14 protein-coding genes are annotated in these 12,695 nt (G+C 38.2%); all 14 read right to left on the bottom strand.

Annotation, left to right across the window (positions count from 1 at the left end; genetic code table 11):
• Positions 1 to 90: 90 nt before the first annotated feature.
• Positions 91 to 789: an MgtC/SapB family protein gene (locus ACJ5H0_RS02825; RefSeq protein ID WP_411247030.1), complete on the bottom strand. Its 699-nt coding sequence runs from the start codon at positions 787 to 789 to the stop codon at positions 91 to 93.
• A gap of 100 nt (positions 790 to 889) precedes the next feature.
• Complete coding sequence (locus tag ACJ5H0_RS02820) at positions 890 to 1,978, bottom strand: HAMP domain-containing sensor histidine kinase (protein ID WP_411247029.1); 1,089 nt, start codon at positions 1,976 to 1,978, stop codon at positions 890 to 892.
• Positions 1,979 to 2,257: 279 nt separating this feature from the next.
• Positions 2,258 to 2,938: a response regulator transcription factor gene (locus tag ACJ5H0_RS02815; protein WP_411247028.1), complete on the bottom strand. Its 681-nt coding sequence runs from the start codon at positions 2,936 to 2,938 to the stop codon at positions 2,258 to 2,260.
• Positions 2,939 to 2,981: 43 nt separating this feature from the next.
• Positions 2,982 to 3,752 carry a chloride channel protein gene (locus ACJ5H0_RS02810; protein WP_411247027.1) on the bottom strand — a complete coding sequence of 257 codons (771 nt, stop codon included), beginning with the start codon at positions 3,750 to 3,752 and terminating at the stop codon, positions 2,982 to 2,984.
• A complete protein-coding gene (locus ACJ5H0_RS02805; RefSeq protein ID WP_411247026.1) occupies positions 3,634 to 4,830 on the bottom strand; it encodes a chloride channel protein in 1,197 nt (398 codons plus the stop codon). The genes ACJ5H0_RS02810 and ACJ5H0_RS02805 overlap by 119 nt, the downstream gene beginning before the upstream one ends.
• Before the next feature lie 333 nt (positions 4,831 to 5,163).
• Positions 5,164 to 5,871 carry a DUF421 domain-containing protein gene (locus tag ACJ5H0_RS02800; RefSeq protein WP_172282746.1) on the bottom strand — a complete coding sequence of 236 codons (708 nt, stop codon included), beginning with the start codon at positions 5,869 to 5,871 and terminating at the stop codon, positions 5,164 to 5,166.
• A 158-nt stretch (positions 5,872 to 6,029) separates the two neighbouring features.
• On the bottom strand, positions 6,030 to 6,488 hold the full coding sequence (locus ACJ5H0_RS02795; protein WP_411248052.1) for an alpha/beta hydrolase: 459 nt from the start codon (positions 6,486 to 6,488) through the stop codon (positions 6,030 to 6,032).
• The gene (locus ACJ5H0_RS02790) at positions 6,481 to 6,846 is read right to left on the bottom strand and encodes a hypothetical protein (protein ID WP_411247025.1); all 366 of its coding nucleotides are present in this window, start codon (positions 6,844 to 6,846) and stop codon (positions 6,481 to 6,483) included. The genes ACJ5H0_RS02795 and ACJ5H0_RS02790 overlap by 8 nt, the downstream gene beginning before the upstream one ends.
• Before the next feature lie 78 nt (positions 6,847 to 6,924).
• Positions 6,925 to 7,461, bottom strand: coding sequence for a GNAT family N-acetyltransferase (locus ACJ5H0_RS02785; RefSeq protein WP_411247024.1), 537 nt, complete (start codon positions 7,459 to 7,461; stop codon positions 6,925 to 6,927).
• Positions 7,462 to 7,708: 247 nt separating this feature from the next.
• Complete coding sequence (gene bioA / locus ACJ5H0_RS02780) at positions 7,709 to 8,992, bottom strand: adenosylmethionine--8-amino-7-oxononanoate transaminase (RefSeq protein WP_411247023.1); 1,284 nt, start codon at positions 8,990 to 8,992, stop codon at positions 7,709 to 7,711.
• A gap of 195 nt (positions 8,993 to 9,187) precedes the next feature.
• On the bottom strand, positions 9,188 to 10,186 hold the full coding sequence (gene bioB, locus ACJ5H0_RS02775) for a biotin synthase BioB (RefSeq protein ID WP_273648007.1): 999 nt from the start codon (positions 10,184 to 10,186) through the stop codon (positions 9,188 to 9,190).
• Positions 10,179 to 10,796 (bottom strand): dethiobiotin synthase, encoded by a 618-nt coding sequence (bioD, locus tag ACJ5H0_RS02770; protein WP_411247022.1) that lies wholly within the window; start codon positions 10,794 to 10,796, stop codon positions 10,179 to 10,181. The genes bioB and bioD overlap by 8 nt, the downstream gene beginning before the upstream one ends.
• 151 nt (positions 10,797 to 10,947) lie before the next feature.
• A complete protein-coding gene (locus tag ACJ5H0_RS02765; RefSeq protein ID WP_411247021.1) occupies positions 10,948 to 12,060 on the bottom strand; it encodes an aminotransferase class I/II-fold pyridoxal phosphate-dependent enzyme in 1,113 nt (370 codons plus the stop codon).
• Between the two features lie 2 nt (positions 12,061 to 12,062).
• The gene (locus ACJ5H0_RS02760; protein ID WP_411247020.1) at positions 12,063 to 12,680 is read right to left on the bottom strand and encodes a hypothetical protein; all 618 of its coding nucleotides are present in this window, start codon (positions 12,678 to 12,680) and stop codon (positions 12,063 to 12,065) included.
• Between the last annotated feature and the right edge of the window lie 15 nt (positions 12,681 to 12,695).

Raw genomic sequence — 12,695 nt, 5'->3', positions numbered from 1 at the left:
TTAAAAAGGAACAGAATATCCTGCATCACAGGATTGATGCATGTTTAGTAGATCATTACGCGAAAAGGTAATTTTGGTTAAAGAGAGAGATTATAATTCCGACTGGGTACCTATAATCTCCCAACTGACCTTATGTACTTTTTCCTCTATGGTAAGACGGCTTGCGGTACGTTCTATAAGGCTGTCCTGAGGTGTTGCGGTAACGATTACAGCGGTGATGATAACATTATCATCCACATCATCGCTTGACAGGGATTTCAGTAACAATTTTTCATCATTTCCCAGCATCTGCATGAGCAGTACACGAATATGGTTTTCCACTTCGACCGTACATTTTATTGTAAAAAGATAGTCTGTCTGTACATTGCCGGATTTCACGAAAGTGAATCTGTTTAGGTGAATACCTATAGGACGAAGGATAATGTGGGTGAACATAACGGTAACAGTAACTACCGCGGCTTCCATCTGAAGGCCCATTCCGCTAAGAGCACCTACAGCGGCAGAACACCATATGGTTGCAGCGGTATTCAACCCCTGTACATTGAGTCCGTCTTTCATGATAACTCCGGCACCGAGAAAGCCTATACCGCTTACAATGTATGAAGCAATCCTTCCGGTGGCATCGCCACCGATTTTAATGGAAAGAAGAATGAAGGCCGTAGCACCCAGGGAAACCAGAGCATTGGTACGTAAACCCGCACTTTTCTGACGCCAATGTCTTTCGATACCGATGGCGGAACCTAATAACATTCCACTTAAAAGTCTGATTGTAAATTCCAATAATCCCATGATTCCTCTTCTTTTATTTTGCTGGCACAAAGGTCTTTACAATCTGCCACAAACACGGTTAGAGAACCACTAGAAAAAAATTAGAATTTTATTAGAAATTTTATAAATGCGGGAGCTCTACCGTGAAGGTTGTCCCTTTGTTTTTTTGTGAAGATACGGTGATGCTGCCTTTATGCAGATCAACTATTTTTTTGGTAAGAGGAAGCCCTATTCCGTTTCCATCCGCAAATTCTTTATTTTCACCTCGATGGAAAGGAGCAAAAATAAAGTTCATATCTGTTTCTGAAATACCAATTCCAAGGTCTGAAAATGTAAGGATAATTTTTTCATTACTGAATATAATGGAGACTGTACTTTTATGGTCATCGGAGAATTTACATCCGTTTTCAAGAAGGTTTACAAATGCCACTTTTAAAAGATACTCATTTCCATTTACCGTAATCTGGTTTTCATCATCAATATCAGCTTTGAAATTGAGGTCAATCTTATAATCATAGTTATAATTCTGAACCTGCTGACGGGCATCCAGCAATATCTCATCGATCCTTACAGGTTTAAAGGAAATTTCCGTAGGATCATAACTTGCTTTGGCAAAATCCAGAAGGCTGTTTGATAAACGGACCAGCTTTTTGGAGTCGTCTAATACATTGTTGATCACTGTTTTATATTCGTTATTGGTTCTCTCCTTATTAATAGAAAGTTCCAGTTCGGTAATGATTGCGGCCAGAGGGGTTCTCAGTTCATGGGAAATATTGGAAACAAAATTTTTCTGGGCATCAAAAGAGCTTTCCAGACGATTGAGCATGTCATTGAATGTATTGGCCAGTTCCGATAACTCATCCTTATTTCCTGTAGTTTCCAGTCTAAGATCGAGATTTGTTGCTGAAATATTCCGAGCTTTTTCCGTCATTTCATTTACTGGCTGAAACGCTTTTCTTGAGAAGATTCTTCCTGCCAGAAAAATGATGATGATTGAAAATATAAAAACAATGACGATCGTTTTCAATAAATTACTGACTTTGCTGTATCCATATTGGTCATACGCTGCCGCCGTAACCAGATATTTTTGTCCCTGGTACGCATAAGTAATCCCAATCACCTGCCAGTTATCCTGATAAAACTGAATGTTTCCTTTGGAATTGATATCATCAAGCATTTTTGAGGTTTCCTTTACGAAATCAATATCCACTGCATCATGATATAAAAGCTGATGATCTGTATTATAAATAGCTACTTCAACCTCATTCAGGGTTTTACGGTTATTGTGATAGATTTCCTGGAGGGTATGTTTGTCTACTTTAGCATTCAGGAACAGATTGGCTTTGGTGTAAGCTTCTTTTTTTTAAAAGCGCATAAAATTCGGTTTCCCTGCTTTGGCTTGCGGAAAAATAGATTACAAAAGCAAATACCAGCAAAATAGTTGCTGTAATAATGGTGAATAATATGGTAAGCCTGGTTTTGATTTGCATCACTCCAATTTAAGAATAAACCCCATACCGGATTTGGTCTGGATGAGTTTCTGATCAAAATCTTTATCTATTTTCTTACGAAGGTAATTGATATATACATCAATAAAATTAGTTCCCGTATCAAAATGGGTATCCCATACTTTTTCGGCTATTTCTACTCTTGACAAAACTCTTTCCGGGTTGTGCAGCATGTATTCGAGCAGTTTGAATTCTTTCGGAGTGAGGTTGATATCTTTTGTATTCCTTTTAACGATCTTGGTATGAAGGTTCATTTCCAGGTCAGCGTAACGCAGGATAAATCCCGAATTCTGAGCAGCTTTGTTGTTGCGTTTCAGTAAAGCTCTTATTCTTACCAGTAATTCTCTCATTTCAAACGGTTTTACAAGATAGTCGTCTGCACCGGCATCAAAACCCTCTACCTTATCGTCTGTTGTTCCCAATGCGGTAAGCATAATGATCGCAAGGTCAGGCTTGATAAGGCGTACTTCCCGGCAAAGGTCGATTCCATCCATTTTAGGAAGAACGATATCCGTTATCACGAGATCGTAATCATTCTGTAAGGCCAATTTCTTTCCGGACAACCCGTCATAAGCCAGAGTTACCGTAAATCCCTGTTCTTCCAGACCTCTTTGGGTAAGCTGGGCAACTCTCTGATCGTCTTCTATGATTAGGATATTCATGGATACAAAGATATCAAATATTGTTTCTTAAAATAAAAGGATTCTAATCGGAATATTCCTTCAGCAATTCCCTGTAGCTCATTAAAACGGTAGATTTTGATATGAAGCCGATAAAACGGTTTTGAGCATCCACAACAGGTAAATTCCAAACCCCTGTTTCATCGAAAATCTGAATGATCTTCAAAGGCTCATCTTCGGGGTGAATAACTGCCGGCGGAGCTTTCATAAGCTGCTGGATGGTGAATGACGCATCTTTATCTCTGTTAAAAAGCAAAGGCCGGATATCGTCCAATGTTAGAATTCCTTTCAGCATTTTTTCATCATCCGTTATTGCAAATATGTTCTTTTTTCCATTTTTGATCAGTTCATACAAATCATTAATGGGAGCATCCTGGCTAATAGTCTGGGAGTCCCGGTCTATCAATTCTTTTGTACGAAGTGAAGACATCAGGTTTTTATCATGCTCATGGGTAAATATTTTGCCCTCATCAGCCATGTTTTTTAGCTCCGGAGATATCGGGGAAAACCATTTTGCCATTAAATAAGACATTACAGAAACAATCATTAACGGAATGAACAGATCATATCCGAAACTGGATTCGGCAATAAGAAATATAGCTGTAAGAGGTGCATATAGTACGCCACTCATAGCGCCTGCCATTCCTACAAGAACCAGATTGGTAACAGGAACATCCTCAAACCCTATTTGCTGGCAGATCATAGCAAAAAGAAAACCGACCGTACCTCCCGCAAAAAGTGAAGGTGCAAAGTTCCCCCCCGTTCCCGCCGCTGAAAATGGTAATAGAAGTCGCAAAAGCTTTTAACAGGCATATCAGGACCAGAAAAATAATGACCGTCCAGTTTCCGATTTCAAAGTATCTGAAAAGACTGTTTTCAATTATAAAATGGGTATTTCCATTGGTGAAATCCTTTACTGTTTCATAACCTTCACCAAATAACGGAGGAAACAGGACGCAAAGTAAGGACAACGCGGCTCCTCCGATCATTGCCTTGCGTATGCGGGAAACTTTCAGTTCCTTAATAAAATGTTCTACTTTCTGGGAGATGATCACAAAATATCTGGCATATAAACCTGTAACAATACCTAATATCAGATAATACGGAACATTGTGGTAATTAAATGATTCTCTGGCGTGAAACCTGAAAAGGATATCCTCCTGAAGCAATATCCTTGATAAAAGACTTCCGCAGACCGCAGCAACTACAAGCGGAATAAAATCGGAAAAGACAACTCCCGTCAACAGGATCTCAAATGCGAACATTACTCCTGCTATCGGGGCATTGAATGCGGACGCAATACCTGCTGTTGCTCCTGCAGCTAAAAGCAAAGTTCTTTCTTTATATCCTAAACGATAGGTCTGCGCATAATTTGATCCTATGGCAGCACCGGTAACGGCGATAGGGCTTTCCAGTCCTGCGGATCCTCCCAATCCTACGGTAATGGCACTCTGCACAATCTGCGAGTACATTTTTACTGAAGAAACGATACTGGAGTTTTGAGCTATCTCATAAAGAATGGCCCCGATTCCTTTCCTGTCCTGCCCTTTAAATAAAGTAAGAACAATACTCGTGGTCAGCACAATTCCTAAAAAAGGAAAAACAATATAAAAAAGGATCTGATATTCGAAATGGACTTTATTGACAATGAAATAATGGATGGTATGGACCAATGTTTTAAGGATAACACCTGCGAGTCCGGCAGTGCATCCTACCAGGATACCCGAAAGAATAAGAAACTGGCTGCGGCTGAGTCTGTTGCTTAGCCAATGAAGGACAAGTTCATAGCTGCGTACTTTCTCGAGACCATATTTCTGAAAATCTCTTTTAAACTTAAGAAAACTGAGGTATTTTCTTTTATTGTGAATCTTCACGTGTAATTATCGGGTATTTGAGTGTTTTTTACAAGTATTCTTCCATTGCTTTACACAGATATTACCATGTAAAGAGGAAATTAATGTTATAAAAAGGGTTCATGATTAATGAGACTTTTCACAGTTTTTATTTAAAACTGATACTTGGGATAACAAATATAAGGAAAAAAGAACACTTAGATTTTAGGAAACTTTAATTATCATGAGATGATCAGGATTGTTTTTTTAAGTTTGCCAGGAGTACCGCGATTTATAAAGATTGCTAAATAAAAAAAAAGTTTTACTAGAACTCAATTTTTACAGTTTAGGAATTTTTTAAATTTCAATAGATGTTTATGTCACTCTTTTCCTATTGCTTGCCAATACCCATTCATCCTTCTTACAAACCGGACAATCTCCTGCGTTTCCCTGATTTTTTATTTCCGTTTGTCCACAGAAAGTACATGAATAATATCCTTCTTCATCGATGTACTTTACGGTTTTTTTTAAAGAGTCCGGCATAATAGGAAGGCCATATTTTACCTGGGTATCTTCAAAATAAAATACGCTGATTTCTCCTGAAATTTCTTCAATAGCTGTTTCGATCTGTCCCAGCTGTGATATGCCTTTTAATCTTAACTCTGCAAAAAATTCATCGCTTCCCAGATTTTCTTTTTTGAAGTTCTCAATAGCAAACTTTCCATTTTTAATAAGGCAGATAGAAGTTCCTTCAATGACTTTTTCAACGTTTTTGTATTTTCCGATCAGATAGGTAATGATGCTGTACATAATGATGATCACGAGGAAAACAATGATGGAAGAAATAATTCCGACATCTTTATTGAACATGGGGTCTCCGGCGGCAGAACCTAAACCGATAATAACAACAAGTTCAAAAATAGAGAGTTGTTTTACACCCCTTTTGCCTAAAACACGGAGGCCAATAATGATTGTCAGAAACATAATAGCTGTACGAAGAATGATTTCAAGAATAAATGACCATTCCTCATGTCCCATTAGTAATTCTTTCCAGTTGAGTTCTAAGAGCAATATGGATATCATAGAAATTAATTTAGAATGAACATCCAAAAAATAAGCCATTTCAATAGGAAATGAAATGGCTGTAAAAGATTAATTTGCTTTATATAAGGCTTATTCCATACTTTATAGTAAGTGCGATTTCTTAGATTTTTGAAATCACTATCTCAAATTATTTTTAATTATTTGTTATCAAAATATTTATTGAACAAAGCCAGTTGATCTGATAATGATCTGCTCCAGTATTCCGTAGTGTGGCCGCCCAGTGATTCTGTGTACAGATGCTGGATTTTATTGGCTACAAGTTTTTCATGAAATTTCCTGTTCATCATGATCATTTGCTGATCTTCAGTACCACAATCGAAAATATAGGTTTGATTGGCGCCGATCATTTTCTCTATTTTACTGTCCGTAAGAAACTTTGGATCAAGCTTTTCCAAAGGGCCTAAAACCTCATTAACTTTGTATTGTTCGTAACCTTTTCCAATAGATTTAAGGTCTAAAGCTCCACATGAACTTCCCACAATCCCAAAAGTGTCCTGATAAGTTACGCCGATGTTTACCGCACCATAGCCACCCATACTCCATCCTAAGATACCACGGTACTTTTTCTCTTTTTTTACAGGATAATTCTTATCGATATAGTCTACCAGCTCTTTTCCGATAAAAGTCTGATATTGTGAGTCTTTTTTTTAAAGGGCTGTCTACATACCAACTGCTGTAATTGCCATCAGGCAGGATATAAATGGTGTTGTAGGTTTTGGCTTTGTCAAGTAGATTAGGCAGGTCTTCCTTTACCAGCCTGTCCGGATTCCCACTGAACCCGTGAAGAATATAAACTGTTTTATACGTTTCTTTAGGCTTAATATCGGGTGTAATGATAATGGTTTTGATATTTTTGTTCATCCTTGGGCTGAAAATTTCTTTGTGGATGAGTTTTTGTGCGGGTGTAAGCCCGAAAGTGATCAGTACCAGAAGCAGGTTTACCAAATTTTTCATGCGCTAAAAATATTTAATTAAATACGTAGTGATATTGTGAAATATCATGGCAAAATTGTGCCAGATATATTCAAAAAGCTATTTATTAAGCCATTCTTTTTGTAATAAAGCAAAAACGAGATCATCAACCCAAACACCATTTATATATAAGCTTTCAACAAAATGAGCTTCTTTTCTGAAACCTATACGATTCATGAGATCAATTGAACTTTTGTTTGCGGGGTCAACAGAGGTTGTAATTCTATGCTTGTTAAAGTCTTTGAACATCAAATCAATCAGGCTTTTCAATGTTTCTGAAGCATACCCTTTATGGTGGTGTTTTTTGTTCAGGGTAATTCCAAATTCGACTTGCTTGTTGTCACTGTCTATAAAATGGATGCCAACATCCCCGATCACGTCATTTGTCTTCCTGTCCGTAATCAAAAGCTGATACCAGGTTTCCGGTTGATTGAATTCTTTAGGATTTCTAAGGATAAAAGCTTCCACTTCATCTATTGTTTTGGGGATCCAGCTTTGGAATTCATTGGTTTCAGCATCTGACCGGTATTCGAAAAGAGCTTCTTTATCACTTACATGGAGGTTTCTGAGGACTAATCTCTCTGTTTCAAGAATCATTGTAATAGTTATTATGAGGAGCTAATTTAAGAGTTTAAGGGGTAAGAATCAATATTCATGGGAAAAATTGATCATTAAACTTTAAATTTAGACAGCGTGGAATTAAAGATTTACTTTTCTTCAGTATCTTCTCCAATCAGCGAAAAAAGATGCAAAAATATACTCCCGCATACCATGCTTAATGTAACAGATCATAATTTTGTGTTTTTTTAAATCTGTGTATCGTTGCCGGCAGCGAGAGTATGGGCTATTTCATTTTCAGAAATAGGTTAAGAACGTCTATGATATTTTCATAAATGAAATCAAGCTCTTCTGAGGTAATGCAATAAGGAGGAACCAGATACATCACATTTCCCAGCGGGCGCATGATAATTCCTCTGGACAGAAATTCATTGTAGATCTTTTTTCCGGTTTCATTAAAGTATGAAGTTCCCTGATCCGTTTTGAGCTCCCAGGCCAGAATGGTTCCCATTTGGCGGACATTTTCCACTTTCTTATGCTGCTGAAGGATTTTTGTAAAATCAGCATGTTGTTGGGAGATTCTTTCAATGGCAAGTTGTGTATCTTGCTGTAATAAAAGCTCCATACTGGCAAGTGCCGCAGCACAGGCTAAAGGATTTGCTGTAAAGGAATGACCATGGAATAAAGTTTTATATTTATCATCGGATAAGAAAGCATTGAAAATCACTTCTGAGCAGGTTGTAATACCCATTGGCATTGTTCCGCCTGTTAATCCTTTTGAAAAACACATGATATCAGGTTGTTCGGACAGGTGATTCGCTGCAAAAAGTTTTCCCGTTCTTCCGAATCCTGTAAAAACTTCATCCTGAACCAGGATGATTTCTTTTTCCCTGCAGAACTTCATAAGCTTACTAAGATCTTCAGCATGGTGTACCAGCATTCCGGCAGCTCCCTGTATCAATGGTTCGTAAATAAAACAGGCCACATCATCGGCAAAATCTTCAATCCGGATTTTTAATTCTTCCAGATTTTCAGAATTCGGAGTATCTATGAAGATCACTTCAAACAGCATTTCGCCAAAAGGCTGGGTCCAGATGCTTCTTCCGCTCACTGACATCGCTCCAAAGGTATCTCCATGATAAGCATCTTTAAAAGCAAGTATCTTTGTTTTTGATTTTCCCTGATTATAAGCATGCTGGATGCTCATTTTTAAAGCAACTTCTACCGCAGTAGATCCGTTATCTGAATAAAAAATCTTCTCCTGATTATCCGGTAATAGCTTCAGGAGGTTTTCAGAAAGTTGTATCGCCGGTTCGTGGGTAAATCCGGCAAAAATAACTTGCTCTAATGTATTCAGCTGACTGTAAACACGTTCGGCAATATGCTCATTAGCATGTCCGTGCAAAGTAACCCACCATGATGAAACAGCATCGATATATTTTTTACCTTCATTGTCATAGAGATATACTCCTTTTCCTTTGACGATAGGAATTGCATCGTCAGCTGTTTTCATCTGAGTATACGGATGCCAGTTCACGGCCCGGTCTCTTTTTTGTAATTCGTTCGGCATAGATTGATTTATATTGTGTGTTGTTTTAGTGTGTATGATGAAGGGGAGAAAAAGAGGAGAAAAGAGAAAAGAGAAAAGAGAAAAGAACAAAGAATAAAGAATAAAGAATAAAGAATAAAGAATAAAGACCTGGACTTATCTGTAATTTTGCCTCTAACCTCTAACCTCTAACCTCTAACCTCTAACCTCTAACTTCTAACTTTCACTATTCACAAAGGCTTCTTCTCTTTTTTTCATCGGTTTCAATCCGAGGGTATTGAGCATTTGCATATCTTCCGAAACTCCTGGGTTTGGCGTTACTAAAAGAGTTTCCCTTTCTCCGGTAAAAATGGAATTAGCTCCTGCCATAAAGCACCATGCCTGTTCGGTTTCGGTCATCTCGATGCGTCCCGCGCTCAAACGAACCATTGATGATGGCATTACAATTCTTGCGGTAGCGATCATTCTCACCATTTCCCAGGTATCTACTTTGGGGTTGTTTTCAAGAGGGGTTCCGGCTACTCTGGCTAAGGCATTGATCGGAACGGATTCCGGGTGTTTAGGCATTGTAGCTAATGTCAGCAGCATGGAAATACGATCCCCATTGGTTTCCCCAAGACCGATAATCCCTCCGGAGCATACAGTAATTCCTGCTTTTCTAACGTTATTAATGGTATTGATCCTGTTGTCGAATGTACGCGTTGAAATAATTTCTTCATAATACTGTTCAGAGGTATCCAGATTGTGGTTATAAGCATATAACCCTGCTTCCTGTAAACGTATTGCCTGCTCTTCTGTGAGCATTCCCAATGTACAGCACACTTCTAATCCGAGCTCGTTTACTCCTTTCACCATATCGATTACGCGATCAAAATCCTTGTTGTTGCGTACTTCACGCCACGCAGCAGCCATACAGAACCTTGAAGATCCAGAATCTTTGGCTTTCTGAGCATGTTCAATTACTTTTTCTGTAGGAAGTAGGGCCTGTACTTTGATATTCGTATGATAGCGTGCAGCTTGTCCGCAATAGGAACAGTCTTCCACGCAACCTCCTGTTTTTATTGATAATAATGTTGAAATCTGTACTTCTTCAGGGTTATGCCATTCCCGGTGAACGGTCGCAGCTTTGTATACAAGTTCTAATAGAGGCAGGTTAAATATTTCCTCTATCTGCTCTTTCGTCCAGTCATTTCTAAGTTTTGTTGTTTTATCCATTGTATACGTGTTTTAAATTGTTTGATATTGTTTCTATGTTTTCTTTTGTAATTGAATCTATCTCAGGTATTCTGATGATATGGGTTTCTTTTTCTATATAGTTGATGATCACCCGTTCTGTATCGGTGGGAAAAGATCCGTTAAGGATCAGGTATTTTAATGAAAGCCCTCTTTCTCTTAAAGCCATTATGGATAACAAAGTGTGATTGATACATCCTAAATAATTTCTGACTACCAGGGCAACAGGTAACTGCAGTTTTTCTATCAGGTCAATCATAAATTCATGATCCGAAAGTGGTACCATTAATCCTCCGGCTCCCTCTACGACCAGGGTATTTGATGTATCAGGTAACTGAAAATCTTCAACACTGATTTGTTTTCCTTCTGCTGCTGCAGATTGATGAGGAGAAGCTGCCAATTGTAAACGGTAGGTTTCGGGATAACAACAGACCTCATGTCCCACCCAATTATTAATTTTCATACTGTCCGTATAATGCAGATCTCCGGATTGAACGGGTTTCCAGTAATCTGCTTTAAAATGGTTGGTTAAAATTGCTGAACAAACTGTTTTTCCTATTTCGGTTCCTATTCCGGTGACAAATAATTTCATAGGTTTAATATTGTTTAAAAGCGAAATCGCTGAACAGCTTACTTGCTGAATCTTAAAATTGTGGATTTATAATGTTGTTAAAAAGTAGAAGGCGTTTACCTCTTGATAATCAACTACAAATCCTCAATTCTGTGATTTCGTTATTTTATATTCACATAATTTCTCTGATTGTTGTGGCAAGCTCAATAATATCTTCTTCGGTATTAAAATTGTGCAGACAAATCCTCAATCTTTCTGTTCCTTCTTTCACGGTTGGACTGTAGACTGCATAGGTGAGCATTCCCTTTTCCGATAATGTTTTTTGAAGCAATTGTAATTGGTGATTATCAGGAATAACAATAGCCTGTACCGGGCTGCTTTCTGATGAAGGGCTTTGAAGTCCTTGTTTTCTAAAAAAGGTGATATTGTGCTGTAGTTCTAATGCTAATTCAGGATGGATTTTCAGGAAATCATATCCGGCTTTTACAGAATTCCATTGAACATCCTGTGCTGATGTGGTATAAATAAAAGGAGAGGCAAAATTAATGAGATAGTCTTTGATCAGCCGACTGCTTAAAATAGCTGCTCCATGTGCCCCTAAAGCTTTACCATAAGTTATCACAGTAGCCAAAACCCTGTCCTGTAATTGATTTTCATTAACTAATCCATATCCTAAAACACCAAAACAATGAGCTTCATCCACGATGAGATGGGCATTGTATTGTTCTGCCAGCTCAACGATTTTTTGGATCGGAGCAAAATCACCTTCCATCGAATACAGGCTTTCAATGCCAATATAACAGTTTCCCTGAATTTTGCTTAATTTTTCTTCTAAGCTGATAAGGTCATTATGTTTAAACTTGATCTTTTTTGCATGGGTGATGCAGCAGGCATCGTGTACCGATCTGTGGATGTGTTCGTCTACAATAATAGTATTCTGTCTTCCTGGCAGGGTTGAGAACAAAGCCAGATTGGCATTGTATCCGGAAGAAAAAAGCAATGCTGAATCGTATTGATGTTGGTGGGCAATAAATTCCTCCGTGTGAACGGCTACTGCACTATTACCACTGATTAGTCTTGATCCGGTGCTGCCTGCTAATAATGCAGGATTATTCTGAACCTGCCCGAGCAAATAATGCTGAAATGCTTTATTTTGTGCCAGACCCAGATAATCATTAGAATAAAAATCTGTTCCTTCAAGCTTAGGCCGGAGAGACCTGAAGATTCCCTGCTCTCTTCTTTTATCCAATGCCTGCTGGAAATGAGCTAATTGACCCCCTCCCATTTTTAATTCAGCTGTATTACTTCTTTTGTAATGGAGCTGATCCATTGTTGATGTAACTGATGTTCAATTTTAAGAATCTCTTCTGCATGAAGCTGCCAGTCTGGTGAAAACTCATTCAGTTGATTGATCATTTCCTCTAAGTGTCCTTCTTCTTCAAGAATGATTGACTTTACCATAATTTTAGAAGATTCTTTAGTCAGGATATCCTGATATACGGGATATAGCTCATCGGCACGTACTTCAATGGCATAGGTTACAAAAAGGTAAGCCGCATATTTTAGCTCTTCTTTGGTTAAGGAAAATGCCTTTTGTAAATATTTACACGCTTTAATATCCAAAGAGTGCAGATATTGACGGGTTGCCAATGAAGCCAGAAGCTCCTCTTTTTCATAGGTTTTACAGAAGTCGGGATTAAGCTTTCCGATCTGCTTTTTCAGATAGTAGGCATGGCGGTGTTCTTCTGCTGCATGTTTTAGCTGGATCTGGCTCACCTGGGTAGGATGCTCACAGCTGGAAATTTTTCTGGCTCCTGCATTCTCCATAAAAGATAATGTATTCAGCCATTTGGCATGAACCTCATTATTTTTTACAATACGTTCTAATAGATTGTAAAATTCCATGTATTTTTATTTTGA

The sequence above is a fragment of the Chryseobacterium proteolyticum genome, assembly GCF_046591535.1.
Classification (GTDB): domain Bacteria; phylum Bacteroidota; class Bacteroidia; order Flavobacteriales; family Weeksellaceae; genus Chryseobacterium; species Chryseobacterium proteolyticum.
This window is presented reverse-complemented; position numbering and strand designations above follow the sequence as displayed.